The organism is Francisella philomiragia (assembly GCF_018135955.1).
GTDB lineage: Bacteria > Pseudomonadota > Gammaproteobacteria > Francisellales > Francisellaceae > Francisella > Francisella philomiragia.
In genome coordinates, this window is the sequence record NZ_CP063138.1 from 1,651,472 (window position 1) to 1,674,013 (window position 22,542).

Here is a 22,542-nt window from a genome sequence, read left to right on the forward strand (position 1 = left end):
TATCAAAATTATGCTCCAAAAGCCCTTATATGTAAATAAAATAATATCTACTTAAACCAAACTAAATACTCTACTTGAATCCACTAAAAAAACTAACTTAAAAATTCCACTCAAAACCGGTCTTTAACATTTTTGAACCTCTATACTGAGCACCATCAAACCCTGTAAACATATCCGTATTACTAGCCATTTCACCTGTTAGATTATATTGACCCTCTAAAAGTAATCCAAAATTATCGGATACATTATATTTAGCTCCGGTCCGGCTACTTGCAAAAGCAGCTATTCTAGATCCTGTATCATAAGCTGAGTTAACATTATTTAATTGATAAGGATTAGCTCCTAACACTGTACCACCATAAACCTCAAACTTATCATCCCACATTTTTTTAACAAGCTTGGTTTCTTGTGTATAGAACTTAGTATCTTTAAGATCTCCCATAGATCCTTGAGCTACCAAATTAGTAGAGCTAGTATATGCATCAAAAACAAGACTATCAGTAAGTTCGATAGCATTATCTGAGACACCTGAAAGAAACTCTGAAGCATTATCTCTATCTATCACCTCATTACCGCGCTCAGTACTTGGTCGATAAAAAGCATCATTTGCTGTTATGTAATACTTACCTGTTTTTGGATTAAGCATGTTATCAGAATAACCCATAAAAAAACTTAAGAACAATAGAGTGAAAACTATCCTAACTTTCATAGATAACAACCTCCTTCTTAAAAATTTAATATTATCATAACAGCGATCAAATTAAAGTATGTTAAAAAAAGTTAATTAGACATTTATATAGCAAAAAGATAAATTGAAATTATAGTTTTTTAAATCTGATTTCAATGCAAAAGCTCAAATTATCATTGGTACTAATAGTCGGAATAAGTTTTTATTGCTATGAATTTTTCTTGAGAATACTTACAGGTGCGTATCAAGAACAAATAGTTGAACACTTCAATATCTCAACTCATATTGGATTTTCTTTCTTAGTGTCTAGCTATAATATTACATATCTACTGATGCAAATACCCGCAGGAATATTACTTGATAGGTATGGTAGTAAAAAAGTACTAATTGGTGCTACGATTCTTTGTGGGATTGGTAATATTATTTTTGTCTCAGGAGGATATGAGTTAGCATTATTCGGTAGACTGCTAGTTGGGCTGGGGTCTTCATTTGCATTTATAGGTGTTCTAAAACTTACCTTAGAGAATTTTGAGTCAAAGTATTTCCCGATTATCACAAGTCTTGTTATATCTTTAGGTACTCTTGCAGCAGCATTTTCTCAAAACATAAGTGTAATTATCTCTCACTATGACACTTCTTGGATAAATATTTTTATCTATTCTGGTGTAATAGCTTTACCGTTAGCTATATTTTTTCAGCTTATAATTCCGGATGAAAAATATTCTTCTGCTCTTATGCCCAAATTTAGTGAAATACTAAAAAGAGGTAAGCAACTAATAAAAAATAGTTTAATCTGGAAAAATGCAATGTGGGCAGGACTACTATATACGCCTACAGTGATTTTAACATCGCAATATGGAGTACTATATTTCAAACAGTCTTATGGTTTTGATAGCATATATTCAACAACTATGATAACCGCCATTTTTGTTGGATGGATTATCTTTTCTCCCATAATGACACATCTATGTAATAAATTTAGCGGTAAAAAAATTATAACTATTTCAATAGCTGGGATTTTATTAGTATCTATCCTAATTAACGCACAATTATTCAAAAATTATGCAATTAGTATAGCATTCTTATTTGGAACTTTTTCAGCATCACAAGTTCTAGTATGGTACTACTTTAATAAAATATGTCCGCCAAGTTTCGCTGCGGTTGGAATTGCTATCACGAACATGCTTATAACGTTAGTAATAGAGATAGGACAACTTAGTGCTGGACTAGCTATTGATAGCGGTGATCACTTTAACATAAATGCAAATACAAGTATAACGATTGCTTTTGGTATTGTGCTAGCTTTAGCATTTATTATCATGATAAATATGGTCAAAAAAATCAGAAACAACTCTTAGAGTTTAGATATTATGACAAGCCACATAAACATCATCCTTAACTGATCTTAAATTTGGACGCTCTTTCTTACAGATATCTGTAGCTATCTTACATCTTGTATGAAATGCACAACCTTTAGGTGGATTAAGAGGAGATGGAAGCTCTGCTTTTTCTATCTCAACAGTTCGTTGTCTAGCTAATTTTGGATCTGCGATAGGAATAGCATTCAGAAGGATTTTTGTATACGGATGCACAGGATTTCTGTAAATATTTTGTTTAGGAGATACCTCAACTAAACTACCAAGATACATCACAAACAATCTATCAGAAATATGTTTGACTATACTCAAGTCGTGTGCAACAAATAATATCGTAAGTTTAAAGTCTTTTTGTAGTTCTTTTAAAAGATTTACAACTTGTGCCTGTATTGATACATCTAATGCGCTAACTGGTTCATCACAAACAAGTAGCTTTGGTTCACAAATTAATGCTCTCGCGATACCTATCCTTTGGCACTGACCTCCAGAAAACTCGTGTGGATAACGATACATCTGCGATTCATTCAAACCAACTTTTTTCATCATTTTAAGAACTTTTTCATCAACTTCTTTTTTACTCAAATTCTTATTAAAATTAATCAAAGGCTCTGCAATAATATTTCTAACCACCATTCTTGGATTAAGACAAGCAAAAGGATCTTGAAAAATCATCTGAATATCTCTTCTCACACTTAACCATTGTTTATGTGATTTGTACTTGTGTAGAGGGTGCTCACCTTTCCAAACAACCTCTCCAGTAGTAATCTCATTAAGCCCAATCAAGGCTCTTAGAAGTGATGACTTACCACATCCAGACTCTCCAACTATACCAATAATCTCGCCTTCTTTTACATCGAAACTGACATCCCTTACAGCGGTAACTTTTTGAGTAACTTTACCTGTGATTGATTTTTTAATAGGAAATTCTACGGTTAGATTTTTGACTTCTAGAACATTCATCTATTTATACTCCTTAACAAGATGACAAGCTGTACGCTGATCTAGATATGAAGTCAATTCCGGCTTAGTATCTCTACATATATCTATAGCAACATCACACCTTGTAACAAATGGACAACCTTTTGGCATATTATAAATATTTAGTGTTTCACCAGGAATAGTCTGCAATATATCAACATCCCTTGTAATACTAGGCATTGTATTTAACAGACCTTTTGTATACGGGTGCTGTGCATTTACAAAGATACTATCTACTGTGCCCTGCTCCATAATATTGCCACAATACATAACCATTACATCATGACAAATCTCAGCTACCACACCCAAATCATGAGTGATAAACAACATAGACATATGAAACTCTTTTTGTAAATCTGATAATAACTGTAAAATCTGACCTTGAACTGTAACGTCTAGAGCTGTAGTAGGCTCATCAGCAATTAGTATTTCAGGTGAGCAAAGTAGTGCCATAGCAATTACAACTCTCTGACGCATACCTCCAGAAAACTCATGCGGATATAGTTTAAGTCTATTCTTCGCATCTGGAATTTGAACGGCATCCAATATTTCTAAAACTTTTTTAGTCGCATCTTTATAAGACATACCTTTATGTATTGTTAAAGGCTCTAAAAGCTGCTTGTGAATAGTTAAGTACGGATTTAAAGAAGTCATTGGATCCTGAAAGATCATTGATATTTTATCACCACGAATTTTATTTAAATTCTTAACAGGCATATTTATAAGATTTTGGTCATGAAACAAAGCTTGTCCTGATACAACAGCATTACCTGCCAGTAATCCCATAAGTGACAATACCGTTTGACTCTTACCGGAACCAGATTCGCCCACTATACCAAGAGTATGGCCTTTTTTAAGATCAAAGCTGATATCTCTGACAGCAGAAAATATGCCATCATCAGTCTTAAATCCGACATTTAAATCTTTAATCTGAAGTGCTAAATCTTTCATTATCTACCTCTTACTCTTTGGATCTAGTGCTTGTCTCATTGCATTACCAACGAAATTTAGAGCTAGAAGTGTTATAGTCAAAAATGCAGCTGGATAAACTAACAACCACCAATATCCCATAGTTATATATGATGCTCCATCACTTATCATCTCTCCCCAATCTGTCATTGGTGGTTGTACACCAAGCCCTAGGAAACTTAAAAAAGCTGATAGCATAAGTACTGTAGGAATTGTCAAAGTGATATATACAATAATAATTCCAATGAGGTTTCTGATAATATGCTTAGTGACAATCTTACGGTTAGTAAGACCACTAACTTTAGCCGCTTCGACAAACTCTTTATGTCTAAGTGCAATAGTTTGCCCACGCACAACTCTAGCCACATCCAACCAAGATACCACACCGATTGCAACAAATATAAGTATGAAGTTTCTACCAAATAATGTGACTAGCAATATTGCAAAAAATAAAAATGGTAACGCATACAAAGCATCTACAATTCTCATCATAAAGCCATCTATTTTACCTCCAATGAAGCCCGCAAAAGCACCCCATAATGTACCAATTACGACTGATACAATAGTAGCAACTATTGCAACCTCAAAAGAAATTTGCCCACCAACAAGTACTCTAACAAACACATCTCTACCAATAGCATCAGTGCCAAAAAAATGCTCAAAAGATGGTGCCTGAGTTGTACTATACAAATCTATATGAGAAAAATAATTATCTGGATAAAACCACGGTACAATAAAGCATGCAACTAAAATAGCTACTATCACAAACAGTGAAAATACTGCCACTTTGTCTTTTTTGAATCTTATAAATGCATCTTGAAAAAGGCTTTGTTTTTTATTTGCCATTATTTGACCCTCGCTTTAGGATCTATAAATCCATATAAAATATCTACAATCAAATTAAAAACTACAACTAAAATACTATAAATAATAGTTAAAGCTAACACTATAGAATAATCTCTATTTGTTGCTGCGTTTACCATCTGCGTACCCATACCTGGTAATGCAAATACTTTCTCAATAATAATAGTACCCGTCAGAATACCTGCTGCAGCTGGACCTAAAAATGAGATAGATGGCATCAAAGATGGTTTGATAGCATGCACTAGCACTATTCTAGTTTTTGATAGTCCTTTCGCATAAGCTGTACGAATAAATGGAGAGTTAAGCGTTTCTACAATACTATTTCGCTGAATTTGAGCTAGTATACAAATAAACGGCAAACTCAAAGCTATAACTGGTAGCACTAAGTGCCTGAAATCCATACCCCATTGACCTGGTGGCAACCAATGTAGCTCTACGGCAAATATAAGCACCAAAACTGGAGCTGTAATCACTGTTGGTATAGCAATAAAAGTAACAGAAAAAATACTTACAATTCTATCCAAGATACCATCTTGCTTTAGTCCAGCAATAGTACCTAAGGTTAAACCAAATATAGTAGTCACAATTAGAACTATAGTTCCAAATTTCACAGATAACCAAAAGCCACTATCTCCATCTGCTGGAAATATCAGCTCATTAACAGATGCGCCAATATTTTTATATGATAAGCCAAAGTCAAAATGAAATATTAAATTTTTCAGATAATTTAAATACTGTTGCCATAAAGGTAAATCCATACCATACTGATGATGTAGTTTATCTAGGACTTGTTGACTCATTGCTCTATCCGAAGAGAATGGATCACCTGGTGTTAGATGCACCAACAAAAATGTAATTGTAATAACAAAGAATACTGTTGGAATTGCTCCTAGTATTCTTTTTAAAATAAATTTCATCATAATATTTCTACCCTGTTAGAAAACTTATACTTCTGACTGCCTAATCGAAAGCTGCTTGGCTCTATATCTACCCATGACATTTTCTTTTGGTTTAAAACCTTTTACATACGGTTGTACAAGCTGTATAGCAGGCTGAGTAAACAATGGTATAGTTGGGTACCCTGCAGTTTGTTTGATTATCAACTCTTTCTGTAGCTTATAAAAATCATCCATAGAGTTAGTAGTTAGCGACTTGTTATAGATTTCATCAGCTTCTTTATCACAATAGTGTCCACGGTTATTGTCACTATCACATGTATACATTTCAGTATAAGTATTCGGCTGGTTAAAATCTGCAATCCAAGCCATTCTAGCAACATCAAAATTACCATTTTTTAAGCTATCAAGATATACTTTCCAATCTTCATTGAAGATACTAACTTTGACTAAATCTCCAAAATCTTGTTGCCACGAGCCTTGTAGAATTTGCGCCATTAAACGGTTAACATCAGAAGTATTGAAATTAACAGTAAACTCAAGTGGATGTTTTTTTGAATAACCAGCTTCTTTGAGAAGTTCTCTTGCTTGTTTTATTCTTTGCTCTATAGGTTCATTTATCCAGTCATAATCTGGAATATCTTTTGCTAGATCCTTGTATCTACCTCCAGCTATATCCTCTGGTATAACCAAATAAGAAGGAATAACCAAACCTTTTTTAACACCTTCGGCGATACCTTTTCTATCGATAACCATACTTAAAGCCTTACGTACTCTAATATCTTGAAACTTAGGATCTCTCATATTAAATATAAAGTAAGCTTGAGAAAGCATCGGTGCTGGCTGAAATTGATTATTTGTAAAGTTTTCTTTATACCACTCTACTGTATTAGCAGGTAGTGTATTATAGGTAAGACTTTCTCCTCCGGCTTTGTAATTCTCTAAATCACTAGCAACATCATTGATCATTAGATATTTTACAGAATCAATCCTTACATTTTTAGCATCCCAGTAATTAGAAGACTTCTCTGCCAAAGCATAACCATTGTGTATCCATTTTGTTAGTTTATATGCACCATTACTTATGATTGTATCAGGCTTTGCCGCCCAAGAGTCACCATACTTTTCTATTGCCTTTTTGTTGACAGGGAAAAATGCATATATAGTAAGAGAATCTAAAAATGTTGGATTAGGTTCTGTGAGTTTGATCTGTAGGGTATATTTATCTAGAGCTTTTACTCCGAGTGTCTCTGGAGACTTTTTGCCAGCCTGAATAGCTACAGCATTTACAATTGGATTAAAATATGAAGCATAAGCACGTGTTAAAGTCTCTGGTGTTACAGATCTTCTGTATGAGTAGACATAGTCATCAGCTGTCACAGGATCACCATTAGTCCACTTAGCATTTTTTCTCAGATAAAATATATAAGTCTTACCATCTTTAGATATCTTCCAACTAGATGCTCCCGTTGGAATAACCTCTGATTTTTGATTATAATCAACCAAACCTTCAAAGATATCCTCAATTACTCTACTTGAACTATTATCAGAAGATTGCTGTGGATCAATTGATGGCATATCAGAGCCTATATTTACAACAAGTTGATTATTATCCTTTGTTAATTGTCCAGCGTAAGGATCAGTATTTTTATCCGAATCATTCGAGCAACTAGCTAATATAAGCACACTAATCAAAGATGAGAGTATTAATGTCTTCTTGAACATAACCTAATATAAAAAATGTTAATTATTTCAATCTAAACTATTAATTTTTAAAACTCAATAATTATACATACTAGGATTGTATATTTTTTAGACCTTAACAAGATTAGCAATATCCGCCAATAAAATCTTCTGACCGACATCTACACCAAAGTCTACAGTATAAAACTCTTTTGAGCCTTGAGATTGTGCTTTGACAAAAATCCCCTTACCAAAGACTTTATGGAACACCTTATCTCCCTTTTTGAACTTATTACCTTTTGTATCATTTGACTTAAGAAAGTCAAAAGGAGATAAACCAAAATTTGATTTTTGCTTTAACTTTGGTTTATTTTGAGATCCTACAGTTAGTTTACCCTCATTAATATGTTCAGAGTCTATTTCCATCAGAAAGCGTGATTTGACTTGGAAACTACTTCTACCAAAGATATTACGCACTTGAGCATAGCTAATGGTTAGAGCCTTCATAGCTCTTGTAACAGCAACATAAAATAAACGTCTCTCTTCAGCTAGCTTTTCTTGGATTTTTTTAGATTCTGAACTAGTATATGCCTCTTCAGCATTAATAATCGAGCTAGGAGGAAATACTCCTTCTTCTGCTGCTACTAAGAAAACATAGCGAAACTCTAAACCTTTTGACGCATGTATTGTCATTAACTGAACACTATCTGCATTTTCATCAGCCTGCATCTCACCAGCTTCTAGTACTGCAAAAGACAAAAAATCTTGTAGTATATCAGTATTATCATCAAGTAACTCTATCTGCGGTTCAAAATCTTTAGCTGCACTTATTAACTCTTTTAAGTTATCAATTTTTTGACGATCTTTTTCAGTATCTTTTTCTTGATATGATGCCAACAAACCACTTTCATTGATTACAGTTTCAAGAAGCTTATCTAGACTTAAGTCTTTTATTTGTGATGAAATAGCATTTATACTTTCTATAAACTTTAACAGAAGAGACGCGGTTCTTTTTGTTACAATTTCTTTCTGGATAATATCTATAGTGGCTTGCCAATATGACACATTATTAATCTGTGAGAAATTACGAATTGTATCTAAAGTTTTATTGCCAATTCCTCGTGTTGGAGTATTAATAATTCTCTCAAATGCTAAGTTATCATTACTTGTAACAGCTAATCTTAAATATGCTAAGGCATCCTTAACTTCAGCTCGATCAAAGAAACGAAAACCTCCATAAATCCTATAAGGTATACTTGCATAAATACAACTCTCCTCAAGGACACGCGACAAGTAGTTTGAGCGATATAAAATTGCTATATCAGAGTAATCGACTCCAACATCATGTAACTGGCGAATTTTATCTATAATATATTTCGCTTCATCACGCTCATTAACTGCACAATATACTTCAACTTTTTCGCCATCTTCAGCAGCAGACCATAATTCTTTTGACATTCTATTATCATTATTTTTGATTACAGAATTGGCTACTTTAAGAATATTCTTCGTTGAACGATAATTTTGCTCTAATTTTATGATTTCAACATCATTTAGATCTGCGACATATTTGTGAATATTATCAACAACGGCTCCGCGCCAACCATATATTGACTGATCATCATCACCAACAGCCATCATGTAGTTATTATCTGTAACAAGTAACTTCAACCACATATATTGGACTTGGTTAGTATCCTGAAACTCGTCTATCAAAATATACTTGAATAAACTCTGATAGTATTCTCTAAGCTGTTGGTTAAGAGAAAACAATTCATATAAATACAAAAGTAAGTCGGCAAAATCTAAAGCATTATCTAACAGCAACCTCTCTTCATAAGCAGTATAAATATGAGCATAATTAATATCATACTGCTTTGTTAATTTGTTACTACGAACAGCCTTATCTTTTTGTTTATTAATAAAGTTTTGCAATAATTTTGGTGGATATTTTTTATCATCAAGATCCAAACTCTTAATTACTTTTTTGATTAATTGAGCTTGCTCATCTTGATCAAGAATCCTAAAGTTCTTATCTAGGCCCAACTCATGAGCATGCTTACGTAATAATCTATGAGCAATACCGTGAAAAGTACCTATCCACATACCAAAAGTTGAAATACCAAGCATTTTCTCAACTCGATGCTGGATTTCTTTAGCGGCTTTGTTTGTAAATGTTACAGCTAGAATATTTTCTACAGATACTCCTTTATCACGACAAAGATAGGCTATACGAGAAGTTAAAACTTTTGTTTTGCCACTACCGGCTCCAGCAAGTATCAAAGAATTACGATCCTCTAGCAAGGTCGCTTTTTTTTGTTGGGGATTTAACCCTGAAAGAAAGTCTTTATTAGACATTAGAATCAATATTTTATATAACTAGATAGACAATATTTTAACAAAAAATATTCTACTAATGTGAAGTTTCAATAACTAAACTTATTACTGTTGTGAATTAGAGCTAAATAATGCTTTTGTGAAGTTTTTTGCATTAAATACTTGCAGATCATCAATCTTCTCACCAACACCGATAAATCTAAGTGGTAATCCCATTTTCTTAGCTATTGAGAAGACTATACCGCCCTTTGCAGTACCATCAAGTTTAGTGATTGTTATACCCGTTAGGTTAACAATCTCATTAAATGCCTCAGCTTGACTAAGAGCATTACCACCAGTTGTAGCATCTACAACAAGCATTGTTTCATGAGGTGCAGAATCATCGACTTTTTTAATTACCTTAACAACTTTTTTTAGCTCTTGCATCAGATTATCTTTATTATGCAATCGTCCTGCAGTATCTGCTATTACTACGTCGATACCTCTAGATTTTGCAGAGCTTATAGCATCATAAATAACTGATGCGCTATCAGCTCCTTCTTTTTGATAGACAACTTGCGTATTATTCCTATCACCCCATTCTCGAAGCTGCTCAACTGCAGCAGCCCTAAAAGTATCTCCAGCTGCTAATATAACTGATTTACCTTCAGACTGTAGTTTTTTGGTAAGCTTACCTATAGTTGTTGTTTTACCTACGCCATTTACACCGACAATAAGTATTACATAAGGAGTATTTTCATGGTTAATCTGTAATGGTTTCTGACACGGCAAAATAATTTCTGTCAGTTTATCTTGTATTATTTCATTAAGTTTATCTGCTGTTTGAAGTTCATTTCTCGCAACTTTCCCGCGTAAATACTCAACAATTTCATCAGTTGCTTCAACACCAACATCAGAGGTTAAAAGTTGCATTTCGATATCTTCTAAAAGCTCATCATCGACCACCTTTTGACCCATAAGAATGGTGCTTAATCCGCTTCCAAACTTACTTGCTGTCTTTGATAGACCTGACTGAAGTCTTGAAAATAGTCCTTTTTTATTATCTTGTTCCTGAACTCTTTCTATCTCAGAAGATGATTGAGTTTCTTTCTTTTTTTTAAAAAACATCACTATACTCTAGAAAAATTATTATAAAATTTGACTACTCAAAATACTTATCTCTAAGCTTTGCTATTTTTTGGTGTAAAGGATCAAACATACTCACAATATTTTTAGATTTGATAAAGTGAACTTCTCCTTCAAAAGCAATCTCGTCGCCTGCTTGAGCATAAACCTCTAAAAGTTTATAACGTAAATCAATATTATTAGGGTTCTTCTCTAAAGAATCTTGAATTGTTATGCTTGCTTCAACATACTTCTCACTGTCTAAAAATTGCTCAACAAGCTCATTTACATATTGCAGCTCTTGCTCGGCTTGTTCTTTAGCATCTATCTCTTGAATTTCTGAATCACCACTATTACTTAAAAGCGATTCATCAGTACTAGTTTCAAACACAACTCCTCGTTCTGTTTTAACTACAATATTATTATCCCTATCCGTGTATAAATCATTTGCAATTTCAGCGAACTCATCACCTTCATTAATGTCTAAATTATCTTGATTATTATTCTCAGAATCCTCTAGATTAACTCCAGTTTGAGCACTAGAACTAGCCTTGTTAGAACTATTGAAAAAGTCGAATTCTTCCTGAGGGCTATTATGAGATTTTCGAGAGCTATAAAATTCATTACCTGACACAACAGGAGAAATACGTGACATCAAATGATCACGTTTCTTTCTTGATATGATTTCAAGCTCCTGCTCTTTTTTTGTACTTCTTGTTTCCCAAAATCTTCTACCAACAATAATAACTACTGCTAAAACTATAACATAAACTATAAATTTAAATAAAGACCCTAAAAACGAGAACGAACTTTCCTCATAAGATTCATTTTCTTGAATATCTGTTGGATTTATTTGGCTATCTAAATTACTCTTATATGATTGCTGAGTATTTTCTTCTCCAGGGATCAAAGTCGGAATTTTATCTTCACTTAATACATTTGGAGCTGATGAACTATCAGACTCAGAATCGCTTGAAACCATTGTTTGATCGCCAAGCTTAGGCGTAGTTGACACAGAAGAAGGTTGATTATACGAGCCTTGAATCATCTGGTTTCTTGTTAACGTTAGACCGTCCTCTACTTCGCCTTTTGTAGTAGGAATCGCTAGTTTATCACCAACTTTAATTCTATTATCGACAATCCCTGGAATCTCTGATTTATTTATACCCTTGATTGCATCTGTTAATTCCGAAGTACTTACACCATTTATTGAATGACTTTTGGCTATCTTATATAGATAGTCATTTGACTTGACTGTATATATTTCCATAGCAAAAACTGGCACTGCCATAGCTAATGCACATCCAACAGCAATAACCCTATTGATACCCTTAAACATCTAGCACCCTAATAAAATAATGAATAAATACTTGAAAATTATAGCACATTTTTTCTACTTAAAAAGTATATGATTCTAATGCTCTCTTGTAGCACTAAATATAATATCAGGATTTTTATCTTGAGCTAACTGCAAGTTAACTCCCGTTGGAGCAAGATATGTAAGATACCCAGCACCATCGTATGACAAATTAACTTCATATTTTTTCTTAAACTCATTAAGTTTTTTCTCATCATCACAAAAGATCCAGCGAGCCAAAGAAACATTAACACCTTCATAAGAACACTTAACGTTATATTCAGAAGCAAGACGCTGTGCAACCACGTCAAACTGCAATACACCTACCGCCCCTAAAACCAAGTCATTAGAAATCATTGGTTTGAAGACTTGCGTCGCTCCCTCTTCGGAAAGTTGTACCAACCCTTTTTGTAAAGCTTTCATCTTAAGAGGATCATTCAGTTTAACCCTCTTAAAAATTTCAGGCGCAAAGTTTGGGATACCTTTAAATTTAAGCTTCTCTCCTTGAGTAAAACTATCACCTATCTGTATACTACCATGGTTATGCAAACCAATAATATCTCCAGCATAACCCTCTTCAACTTGCTCACGTTCGCCGGCCATAAATGTTAAAGCTTTCGAAACCTGCATCATTTTACCAGTTCGCTCATGATAGATTTTCATGCCTTTCTCATACTTTCCAGAACAAATTCTAAAAAAGGCTATTCTATCACGGTGCTTATCATCCATATTTGCTTGTATCTTAAAGACAAAGCCTGTTAACTTATTCTCATCTGTATTTACAAGCCTTTCATTTGTCTCACGTGGCTGAGGTTCTGGTGCATAAGTTGTAAAGCCATCCATCATCTCTTTCACACCAAAATTTGCCAATGCTGTACCAAAATAAACCGGTGTTAACTCTCCCTTTAAAAAAGCTTCTTGATCAAATTCATGACTAGCACCACGAACCAAATCTATTTCCATTTCTAAATCATCAAACAGATCTGCGCCAATTTGATCTTTGGCATTAGCTAGACCTTTAACTTTCTTGTAAGGGTGAATTTCATGACCATGCCCACCTTCAAAAATGGTAACTTCATCATTATATAAGTCATATACACCTTTAAAAAATTTACCCATACCTATTGGCCAATTCATCGGTGCACACTTAATTTTCATAATATCTTCAACCTCATCAAGAAGCTCCAAAGGATCTCTTGTATCTCGGTCAAACTTATTCATAAATGTTACTATCGGTGTATCTCGAAGACGACAAACATTCATAAGCTTGATTGTTCGATCCTCTATACCTTTAACAGCATCTACAACCATCAAAGCAGAATCTACTGCCGTTAATGTACGATAAGTATCCTCCGAAAAATCCTCATGTCCTGGTGTATCAAGTAAATTTACAACTTTACCATTGTATGGAAACTGCATGACTGATGTCGTAATTGAGATCCCTCTTTCTTTTTCCATCTCCATCCAGTCAGATGTTGCATGAACGCCACTTTTTTTAGCTTTTACTGTTCCTGCTGTTTTAATAGCATTTCCAAATAAAAGCATTTTTTCAGTAATAGTTGTTTTACCAGCATCTGGGTGAGAAATAATTGCAAAAGTTCTTCTTTTTGCAATTTCTTTTAAAATATCATTCATAACTTATATTTTCTTACATAAATAAAACTAACAGAGATTTTACTAGAAATATTTTTATTTAAAACTAAAAATATTTATCTAAGATGGCGTAGATTTCTTTTTCGATAACATCTATAGACTGAGAAGCATCAATTTCATATGCATTATGATTTACTGCTACTAAGCTTTTGAAAGCAGCTCTTGTTCTATCAAAGAATGCTAAACCAGCTTTCTCAATTCTATCAGGAGAGCCTACTTTACCTGCTCTAGCCAATCCAATAGCAGGATCAATATCTAAATATATTATTAAATCAGGCTGACAATCTTTTAAGAATGTCTCATTAAGAACATTTAACTTATCAAAACCAAGCTCTCGGCCTCCTCCTTGATAAGCAATGCTAGACCAATAGAACCTATCTGATACAACATTAACTCCCTTAGTTAGAGCTGGGGCTATAAGATTTCTATAATGCTGTATTCTTCCAGCATAAATCATCAGTAGCTCACTATCCGGATGAATCTCTTCATCATAATCATTATGTAGAACTATACTTCTTAATTCTTCAGCCACTTTAGTACCACCTGGTTCACGTGTATATACTGCTGCTAAAGATTTAGAATCTAAATATTTCTTAATAAAACCAATAGCTGTACTTTTGCCAGCACCATCAAGACCTTCTATAACTATAAATTTTGACATATCTTTTTATATAAACAATCCAACAATCACTGCTGATAGAAAGCTGACTAGAGTAGCTCCATACAACATTTTTAAACCAAAAGCCCCAACTATCTCTCCAGATTTTTTATTCAAAGAATATATTGTACCAACAACTATTCCAATCGAACTAAAGTTTGCAAAAGATACTAGAAATACAGAAATAACCGCTTGAGTATGTAATGATAAATTAACCATATTATCTTTAACCATCAACATCGCCACAAACTCATTTGACACTAGTTTTGTACCCATCACCTTTCCAGCAAATAAAAGCTCACTTGCAGGAATATGTAGAACCCATGCAAATGGATAAAACAAATAACCTAGTAAGTTTTGGAATGAAATACCTAATATACTTTCAAAAACTGAATTTAGTGTTGCTATTAGAGCCATAAAACCAATTAAAATTGCCGCAACTACAACAGCTATTTTAAAACCATCGAGAATGTATTCACCTAATACTACAAAAAAAGCTCTTTTACTGTCTGTATCATAATCAACTTCTAATTCTTCATAACTAGATTCTTTTTTGTAATCATAAGGATTTATAATATGCAGTACAAAAAAAGTGCTTAGCATATTCATAATAATTGCTACACATACATATTTTGCATCTATCATAGTCATATATGATCCTAATATCGACAAAGATACTGTCGACATTGCCGTAGCTGCCATTGTATACAAAACATTTGGTGATAGATGCCCAATAATATTTTTATATGCTAAGAAATTCTCTGCTTGACCAAGTGATATTGAACTTACAGCATTAAATGATTCTAACTTACCCATGCCACTAACCTTGGATAATAAAAATCCAACGCCTCTAATGACTAAAGGTAAAATCTTAAGGTACTGTAATATCCCAATAAGCGCAGAAATAAAAACTATTGGCATCAAAACATTTAAGAATAAAACAAAACCATTATTCTCATTAGTATCAATATTGCCAAAAACAAATCTTACACCTACTTGAGATTTATCGATTAAAAAATCAAAAACATTGGCAAAACCATTCATAATGACAATACCAAAGCGCGTTTCTAACAGAATCACACACATCACTAGTTGTACAGTCATTATTATAAATAAAGAGCGATATTTAATAGCTTTTCTATCTGAGCTACAAATAAAAGCTAATAAAAAAACGACTCCCACTCCAAGAACGAAGAATAAAATTCTTGAGATCACAACGTTACCTTTATACTATTAATCCAACTACACATGCTGATAAAAAACTCACCAACACTGCCCCATAAAGAATTTTTAGGCTAAACTTCGAGACTTTAACTGATGCTTCTTTACTTAGTGCTTGAATCGCTCCTATTATTATCCCAATAGAACTAAAATTTGCAAAGGAAACCAAAAATACTGATATAACCGCTTTAGTATGTTCTGTAAACTGCTGTGATTGAGTACTCATCATCTGCATTGCCACGAACTCATTAGTTACCATTTTCGTACCCATTAATTGCCCTGCAGCGTGCAACTCATCACCATTAATATTAAGTATCCAAGCCATAGGATAAAACAAATAGCCCAACAAATCCTGAAAACTTAGACCAAATAGACTACTAAATATCGCATTTAACATCGCGATTAAAGCAATAAAACCAATAAGCATTGCTGAAACAATAACTGCAACCTTAAAACCATCTAATATGTACTCGGCAAGCATCTCAAAGAAGCCTTGCTTCTCTTCTTCAAATTCTTCATGCAATTTATCATAACTAAACTCTTCGGAAGCTTCATAGGGATTAATAATGTTTAACACAAAGAAAGTACCAAACATATTCATTACCAGCGCAACACATACATACTTAGGGTCTAATAATGACATATAAGCACCTGCAACTGCTAAAGATACTGTAGACATTGCCGTTGCAGACATTGTATACAATACATTTGAAGGAAGGTGGCCAATAATTTTTTTGTAATTAATAAAATTCTCTGATTGTCCAACTGCTAGTGAGCTAACCGCATTAAATGATTCTAACTTACCCATACCTGTAACTTTTGATAGAATCCAACCTATGCCCTTAATGACAAGAGGTAGTATTTTAAAGTATTGTAAAATACCAATCAGTGAAGATACTAGAACAATAGGCATTCCCACATTGAAAAAGAAGATGAAACCATTTTTAGACATATCAGTAAGATCACCAAAAATAAATGCTGACCCTTCATGAGCATAATTAAGTAAATTCTCAAAACCATCAGCAATAAAACCAACAACTTTTATACCTATCTGAGATTCGAGCATAAAAAAACCAAGAGCTATTTGTACGACCAAAATAACTACTAAATTTTTGTATCTGATTTTTTTTCTATCACTACTCCATATATATGCCAATATAAAAACAACAATAATACCCAATATAAAAAACAATATCCTAGTAGCCACTACTAATTTCTCCATTTAAAAGATTATCGAGCAAACCACTAACTCCGAATCTAAAAGTATCTGCTACTACATAATTATTAGACATAATCTCTTCCGCTAGTTTAATATATCCTAAGGCCTGAGCTTCATCTCTAATACCACCAGAAGCTTTAAAACCAGCTTGATACCCAGAGTTTTTTATCGTCTCTAAAATCACTTTAGCTGCTTCTAGGCTCGCTCCGTTTGGAGTTTTGCCTGTAGATGTTTTGACAAAATTAGCTCCATTTACTATCGCATCATGGCTTGCTTTACTGATTAAGTTATCTTCATTCAATTCGCCAGATTCAATTATGACTTTCAAGACACGATCTTGGCATACATTTTTGACTTTCTCGATCATATCACATGATTTTTGTGAATGACCTTTTTGGATATATTCATTATAATCAATTACTAAATCAATCTCATCTGCTCCTAATGATATAGCTTCTTTAGCTTCTGAGATAACTTCTTCAACTGAGCTATTCCCCTTAGGAAAATTAATTACAGTTGCAACTTTGAAATTACTACCTAAAGTTTTTTTAACTACAGGGACAAATTGTTTATAAACACATATTGCAGCAACTTCACCCAAAGAATTTTTAGCTTTTGCGCATAGCTTAACGATATCAGCGTCAGTGTCACTCTCACCTAACTGAGTCAAGTCCATTAATGATACTATCTTCTGTTTAGTTGTCATTATTAGCTCCAAATATTGACTTACCATAGTCTAGAGGCTCTATACCCATATAATCGGCAATTGTTTGACCAATATCCGCAAACGTATCTCTTGCTCCAATGAACTCTGCTTCGATATTTTTGCCCCATAATAAAAACGGCACACATTCTCTTGTATGATCTGACCCTGGTGCAGTTGGATCACAACCATGGTCTGCTGCCAGTATAACAATAGTATCTTCATCTAACTTAGCATCTAAGTCAGGGATCCTTGAATCTAAATACTCTAATGCCTTACCATATCCTTTAGGATCTCTACGATGACCATAGCTTGAATCTAAGTCAACAAAGTTTGTAAACACCAATGTATTTTCTTTTGCTGATTCATACTCTCTAATCGTATCATCGAATAACTCTTCTAACCCAGTTGCTTTTACTTTCTTAGATATACCTTGATTAGCATAAATATCAGCGATTTTACCTATTGAAACAACTTTACCACCTTGATTAGTTAACTTATCAAGTAATGTTGGCGCTGGTGGCAATATTGAAAAGTCTTTACGATTACCAGTACGAGTATATTCATCGGCAGACTCCCCAATAAATGGACGAGCAATAACCCTACCAACTTTCATTCCCATCTCATCAAGAATTTCTCTAGCTATTTTGCAGATATTCAATAATTTATCTAAACCATAATAATCTTCATGAGCAGCTACCTGAAAAACACTATCTGCAGATGTATAAACAATAGGCTTCTTAGTAACACAACTCTCACAACCATGCTCTTTTAGAACTTCTGTTCCTGATGCGTGCCCAGCATCTATAAAACCATCTGTAAGTCCAGCTCTTTCAACCCATTTATCAATAAACTCTTTGTCAAAATAGCCCTGATCACCTTTATTTGTGAAATAATACCAATCAAACATAACAGGCACACCAGCTAGCTCCCAGTGACCACTTGGTGTATCCTTACCTTTGCTAACCTCAGCACAATAGCCATACTTTGCATTTTCAATAACATCCACATGACCAACTTGTTGACTAAATTCTTTACATCTATTGTATTCAGCAGCTTTCAACAACCCTTTTTTTGCTAAATTTGGTAATTTAATACTCATACCATTATTAGTAAAGTAATCAACAATATGACCCAAAGTATCTGATCCCTCATCGCCAAAATCAGCAGCATCAGGTGCTTGCCCTATACCAAATGAATCAAATAATAAAATGACCGCTTTTTTATTCTTTAACATATCACTAAACACCTTTTTTGTTATTCTCTAGGAATGCAATTCTAATCCCGCGCAGAATTAAATCTGGGGATATCTCATCAAAGATTCCCTCATCTTTAAACAACCCAGCAAATCCACCTGTTGCTATAGTGTAAACAGGTGCCCCAAATTCTTTTAAACTTCTAGTTTTAAGCTCTCTTAAAGCTCCTAAATGACCATAATATAAGCCTGAGCGAATATTAGTTTTCGTATCATAACCTATAGCAACTTCTGGCTTGACAATAGTTATTGACGATAACTGTGAAGCTCCTTGACACAAAGCATTCAAAGAAAGTTTAATTCCCGGCATAATTGAGCCACTCAGATATTTCTTATCTTTAGTCACCAAATCAAATGTTGTTGCCGTACCTAAGTCTATAATTAATAAATCCTTATTCGGATAATCTGCTATAGCGCCGATACAACTAGCTATCCTATCAGCCCCAACTTGATGAGCCTCAACAGCTGTCATATCAAGATCAGTTGTTTCCATACTAATAAAAAATGGCTTCATACCAAAATATTTTATAACAGCAGAACCTAAAGAATAATTCAAATGAGGAACTACTGAAGATATCGCACACCCTTTGATCTTACTTAAATCAACTGAGTTCTCTCTTAATGCTTGTCTAAGAAACACTCCAATCTGATCCGACGTCGAATCTACTGATGAAGTTGCATATCTAATCTGAGAAATTATATTCTCACCCTCAAAAACACCAATGTGTATGTGAGAATTTCCCACATCCATTACTAGCAACATAAAACACCCTATAATTAATATACCTAATGTGCTTGATCCCAACTCTCACCCGAGTCGACATTTACCTCTAGAGGAACATCTAGTTTTACAGATGTCTCCATTATATTTTTTATTTTTGTAGTTATTTCATTAAGCCTGGCTTTTCTAACTTCAAACACCAGCTCATCATGAACTTGCATAACCATTTTTATATCATCATTATACTCTCGCAAAATCATTGTGTTAACATCTATCATAGCTTTTTTGATGATATCTGCAGCCGTACCTTGCATTGGAGCATTAATTGCCGCTCTTTCAGCAGCATTTCTTTGGATTACATTTTTAGAGCTAATATCTGGCAGGTATAATCTTCTTCCTAAGATAGTTTCAACATAACCATTTTGCTTTGCAAATTCTTTGGCTGTTGTCATGTACTCTTTTACACTTGGGTAACGATTAAAATAAACATCGATATACTCCTGAGCTTCTCCTCGTGGTATTTCTAATTGTTTAGCTAATCCAAAAGCACTCATTCCATAAATAAGTCCAAAGTTTATTGCTTTAGCCCTTCTTCTTTGTTCACTAGTAACCATATCAAGACTTATACCTAAAACCTCAGCCGCAGTAGCGCTATGAATATCTAAACCTTGATTAAAAGCTTTCAAAAGATTTTTATCCTTTGACAAATGCGCCATAATTCTTAATTCAATTTGGGAATAGTCTGCAGCAACTACACAAAATTCTTGTTCTGCGATAAATGCTTGTCTTATCTTACGCCCTTCGGGACTTTTAATAGGAATATTTTGTAAATTTGGATCTGATGAAGACAATCTACCAGTTACAGTTCCTGTTTGGTTGTACGAAGTATGAACTCGGCCATTCACATCAAGCATTTTCGGCAATTTATCTGTATAAGTATTTTTTAGCTTTGATAAGTGGCGATACTTCATTATTAAGGCTGCTATTTCATACTCTTCGGCTAATTGAACCAGAACTTCTTCAGATGTTGAAGCCTGACCTTTAGCTGTCTTTTTAACAGGAGGAAGACCCATTTTATCAAACAAAATTTCTCTTAACTGCACTGGAGAAGATAAATTGAATTCTTGACCAGCAAGATCATAACACTTAATCTCAAGCTCTTTGATAGAATCTTCAAGATTAGCACTCTGCTCTATAAGTTTAGCAGCATCTATCTTAACACCAATTTTTTCCATATTATTAAGAATAATAGTCAATGGCATTTCAACATTAGAATATAGACTATATAAGACTTCATCATCCTTTTGCATTTTCAAGAAATGATTATAAAGTCTAAATGTAATATCAGCATCTTCAGCAGCATATTTAGCCACTTTTTCTATATCTATTTGATCTAATGTCAATTGATTACGACCAGTTCCAGCTAATGTCGTATATGCGATTGGCTCAATACCTAAATGCTCTTTTGATAAGCTATCCATATCATGTTTACCACTACTTTTTAGCACATATGCCATAATCATAGTATCATTAACTTGATTAACTATCTTAACTCCATATTTTGACAAAACTTTTTCATCAAATTTAAAATTGTGAGCAACTTTAGACTTTTGAGAATCTACGAAAATAGGTTTTAAACTATCTAAAACAATCTCTAGTTCTAATTGCTGTGGAACTCCAAGGTATCTATGCTGCAAAGGAATATAATAAGCTCGACCCTCTTTTGCACAAAATGATAAACCAACAAGATTAGCTTCATAAGTATTCAGTGAATCTGTTTCTGTATCAAAAGCAAAACTACTGCTATTTTTTAACTCTTTGACCAAATCATCAAGTTGTTCTTTTGTCGCAACTATCTTATAGTCAATATCTATATTATCAGCTTGCGGTTTTGTTAATTTTACTGAAGATTGAATACTTAAATCTTTAAGTAAAGATTTAAATTCATAACGTGTAAATACCTCATATAGATACTCTTTATTTGCATTTTTACACTTTAAGTCTTCTATAGATAGATTAAGCTCCACATCGCACTTTATAGTCGCTAATTTATAAGATAATTTGAGTAGCTCGATATTATTGCGTAAGTTTTCACCTACCTTTCCTGTTATTTTATCCTGATTAGCAATTATACCTTCAATGTCTTGATACTCTTGTAACCACTTAATTGCAGTCTTAGGTCCAACCTTAGGTATACCAGGGATATTATCTGAAGAATCTCCCATCAAGGCTAAATAATCTATAATTTGATCTGGTCTAATTTGATATTTTTCCAACACCCCTGCTATATCAATAGTTACGTTTTTCATAGAATCATAAAGAACCACATTATCCGTAACTAACTGTGCCATATCTTTATCGCCAGTAGATATAATGACATCATAACCTTGTTGCTCAAGATCTCTTGCCAATGTCCCTATTACATCATCTGCTTCAACACCATCTTTTATTATCAATGGAAAGCCCATATTCTCGATAATTTGATGTAATGGCTGGATTTGCACCCTTAACTCATCATCCATCGCTTTACGATTTGCTTTGTATTCAGGATACATCTCATGTCGAAAGTTCTTACCTTTAGGGTCAAAGACTACTGCAACATACTCGGTATTATACATAGCAGGCAATTTCTTAAGCATATTAATCACACCTATAATAGCCCCTGTTGGCTCACCTTGACTATTAGTAAGGTTTGGTAAGGCATGATATGCCCTAAAAAGATACGATGACCCATCAACTAAAACAATTTTTTTCATAGATTTTGTAGCTACTTTTTTATCAGGTTAATAGTAATATATATGCTTTGGTATATCAAACTGATTTATACTCTAGACTTCCATTCTAGTGGCAAATTTTCAGC

General features: G+C 33.7%; 18 protein-coding genes. 1 reads left to right on the top strand and 17 read right to left on the bottom strand.

Annotated features, from left to right (window positions below; translation table 11 throughout):
- Positions 1-97: 97 nt before the first annotated feature.
- The gene (locus tag IMS64_RS08100; protein WP_211490385.1) at positions 98-709 is read right to left on the bottom strand and encodes a hypothetical protein; all 612 of its coding nucleotides are present in this window, start codon (positions 707-709) and stop codon (positions 98-100) included.
- Positions 710-843: 134 nt separating this feature from the next.
- Between IMS64_RS08100 and IMS64_RS08105 the strand changes: the two genes are divergently transcribed.
- The gene (locus IMS64_RS08105) at positions 844-2,046 is read left to right on the top strand and encodes an MFS transporter (protein ID WP_004287043.1); all 1,203 of its coding nucleotides are present in this window, start codon (positions 844-846) and stop codon (positions 2,044-2,046) included.
- 3 nt (positions 2,047-2,049) lie between these two features.
- Here the strand turns inward: IMS64_RS08105 and IMS64_RS08110 are convergent, their stop codons facing one another.
- The 16 genes from IMS64_RS08110 to polA form a co-directional block, all read right to left on the bottom strand.
- Complete coding sequence (locus tag IMS64_RS08110; RefSeq protein ID WP_211490386.1) at positions 2,050-3,024, bottom strand: ABC transporter ATP-binding protein; 975 nt, start codon at positions 3,022-3,024, stop codon at positions 2,050-2,052.
- Positions 3,025-3,993: an ABC transporter ATP-binding protein gene (locus tag IMS64_RS08115; RefSeq protein WP_211490387.1), complete on the bottom strand. Its 969-nt coding sequence runs from the start codon at positions 3,991-3,993 to the stop codon at positions 3,025-3,027.
- Between the two features lie 3 nt (positions 3,994-3,996).
- The gene (locus tag IMS64_RS08120; RefSeq protein ID WP_200148089.1) at positions 3,997-4,857 is read right to left on the bottom strand and encodes an ABC transporter permease; all 861 of its coding nucleotides are present in this window, start codon (positions 4,855-4,857) and stop codon (positions 3,997-3,999) included.
- On the bottom strand, positions 4,857-5,795 hold the full coding sequence (locus tag IMS64_RS08125; protein ID WP_211490388.1) for an ABC transporter permease: 939 nt from the start codon (positions 5,793-5,795) through the stop codon (positions 4,857-4,859). The genes IMS64_RS08120 and IMS64_RS08125 overlap by 1 nt, the downstream gene beginning before the upstream one ends.
- 24 nt (positions 5,796-5,819) lie before the next feature.
- A complete protein-coding gene (locus IMS64_RS08130) occupies positions 5,820-7,496 on the bottom strand; it encodes a peptide ABC transporter substrate-binding protein (protein ID WP_211490389.1) in 1,677 nt (558 codons plus the stop codon).
- Between the two features lie 87 nt (positions 7,497-7,583).
- The gene (locus IMS64_RS08135) at positions 7,584-9,812 is read right to left on the bottom strand and encodes a UvrD-helicase domain-containing protein (protein WP_211490390.1); all 2,229 of its coding nucleotides are present in this window, start codon (positions 9,810-9,812) and stop codon (positions 7,584-7,586) included.
- Between the two features lie 84 nt (positions 9,813-9,896).
- Positions 9,897-10,898 (bottom strand): signal recognition particle-docking protein FtsY, encoded by a 1,002-nt coding sequence (gene ftsY / locus IMS64_RS08140; RefSeq protein WP_042524067.1) that lies wholly within the window; start codon positions 10,896-10,898, stop codon positions 9,897-9,899.
- 34 nt (positions 10,899-10,932) lie between these two features.
- Positions 10,933-12,234 carry a LysM peptidoglycan-binding domain-containing protein gene (locus tag IMS64_RS08145; RefSeq protein ID WP_211490391.1) on the bottom strand — a complete coding sequence of 434 codons (1,302 nt, stop codon included), beginning with the start codon at positions 12,232-12,234 and terminating at the stop codon, positions 10,933-10,935.
- 75 nt (positions 12,235-12,309) lie between these two features.
- The gene (locus IMS64_RS08150) at positions 12,310-13,887 is read right to left on the bottom strand and encodes a peptide chain release factor 3 (RefSeq protein WP_211490392.1); all 1,578 of its coding nucleotides are present in this window, start codon (positions 13,885-13,887) and stop codon (positions 12,310-12,312) included.
- A gap of 64 nt (positions 13,888-13,951) precedes the next feature.
- Positions 13,952-14,566 carry a dTMP kinase gene (gene tmk / locus IMS64_RS08155; protein ID WP_211490393.1) on the bottom strand — a complete coding sequence of 205 codons (615 nt, stop codon included), beginning with the start codon at positions 14,564-14,566 and terminating at the stop codon, positions 13,952-13,954.
- A gap of 6 nt (positions 14,567-14,572) precedes the next feature.
- Positions 14,573-15,778 carry a NupC/NupG family nucleoside CNT transporter gene (locus tag IMS64_RS08160; protein WP_004287032.1) on the bottom strand — a complete coding sequence of 402 codons (1,206 nt, stop codon included), beginning with the start codon at positions 15,776-15,778 and terminating at the stop codon, positions 14,573-14,575.
- A gap of 10 nt (positions 15,779-15,788) precedes the next feature.
- Complete coding sequence (locus tag IMS64_RS08165) at positions 15,789-16,991, bottom strand: NupC/NupG family nucleoside CNT transporter (RefSeq protein WP_035737838.1); 1,203 nt, start codon at positions 16,989-16,991, stop codon at positions 15,789-15,791.
- Positions 16,981-17,736, bottom strand: a complete 756-nt coding sequence (gene deoC / locus IMS64_RS08170; RefSeq protein WP_211490394.1) for a deoxyribose-phosphate aldolase — start codon at positions 17,734-17,736, stop codon at positions 16,981-16,983. The genes IMS64_RS08165 and deoC overlap by 11 nt, the downstream gene beginning before the upstream one ends.
- Entirely contained in the window at positions 17,699-18,943 is a 1,245-nt protein-coding gene (locus IMS64_RS08175) for a phosphopentomutase (protein WP_088821682.1), read from the bottom strand. The genes deoC and IMS64_RS08175 overlap by 38 nt, the downstream gene beginning before the upstream one ends.
- Before the next feature lie 4 nt (positions 18,944-18,947).
- Positions 18,948-19,724: a type III pantothenate kinase gene (locus tag IMS64_RS08180; RefSeq protein ID WP_211490395.1), complete on the bottom strand. Its 777-nt coding sequence runs from the start codon at positions 19,722-19,724 to the stop codon at positions 18,948-18,950.
- A 23-nt stretch (positions 19,725-19,747) separates the two neighbouring features.
- On the bottom strand, positions 19,748-22,438 hold the full coding sequence (gene polA / locus IMS64_RS08185) for a DNA polymerase I (protein ID WP_211490396.1): 2,691 nt from the start codon (positions 22,436-22,438) through the stop codon (positions 19,748-19,750).
- Positions 22,439-22,542: the final 104 nt, after the last annotated feature.

Coding starts and splice junctions, on each gene's coding strand:
- IMS64_RS08100 (WP_211490385.1), bottom strand. CDS start 709: ATGAAAGTTAGGATAGTTTTCACTCTATTGTTCTTAAGTTTTTTTATG.
- IMS64_RS08105 (WP_004287043.1), top strand. CDS start 844: ATGCAAAAGCTCAAATTATCATTGGTACTAATAGTCGGAATAAGTTTT.
- IMS64_RS08110 (WP_211490386.1), bottom strand. CDS start 3,024: ATGAATGTTCTAGAAGTCAAAAATCTAACCGTAGAATTTCCTATTAAA.
- IMS64_RS08115 (WP_211490387.1), bottom strand. CDS start 3,993: ATGAAAGATTTAGCACTTCAGATTAAAGATTTAAATGTCGGATTTAAG.
- IMS64_RS08120 (WP_200148089.1), bottom strand. CDS start 4,857: ATGGCAAATAAAAAACAAAGCCTTTTTCAAGATGCATTTATAAGATTC.
- IMS64_RS08125 (WP_211490388.1), bottom strand. CDS start 5,795: ATGATGAAATTTATTTTAAAAAGAATACTAGGAGCAATTCCAACAGTA.
- IMS64_RS08130 (WP_211490389.1), bottom strand. CDS start 7,496: ATGTTCAAGAAGACATTAATACTCTCATCTTTGATTAGTGTGCTTATA.
- IMS64_RS08135 (WP_211490390.1), bottom strand. CDS start 9,812: ATGTCTAATAAAGACTTTCTTTCAGGGTTAAATCCCCAACAAAAAAAA.
- ftsY (WP_042524067.1), bottom strand. CDS start 10,898: ATGTTTTTTAAAAAAAAGAAAGAAACTCAATCATCTTCTGAGATAGAA.
- IMS64_RS08145 (WP_211490391.1), bottom strand. CDS start 12,234: ATGTTTAAGGGTATCAATAGGGTTATTGCTGTTGGATGTGCATTAGCT.
- IMS64_RS08150 (WP_211490392.1), bottom strand. CDS start 13,887: ATGAATGATATTTTAAAAGAAATTGCAAAAAGAAGAACTTTTGCAATT.
- tmk (WP_211490393.1), bottom strand. CDS start 14,566: ATGTCAAAATTTATAGTTATAGAAGGTCTTGATGGTGCTGGCAAAAGT.
- deoC (WP_211490394.1), bottom strand. CDS start 17,736: ATGGTAAGTCAATATTTGGAGCTAATAATGACAACTAAACAGAAGATA.
- IMS64_RS08175 (WP_088821682.1), bottom strand. CDS start 18,943: ATGTTAAAGAATAAAAAAGCGGTCATTTTATTATTTGATTCATTTGGT.
- IMS64_RS08180 (WP_211490395.1), bottom strand. CDS start 19,724: ATGTTGCTAGTAATGGATGTGGGAAATTCTCACATACACATTGGTGTT.
- polA (WP_211490396.1), bottom strand. CDS start 22,438: ATGAAAAAAATTGTTTTAGTTGATGGGTCATCGTATCTTTTTAGGGCA.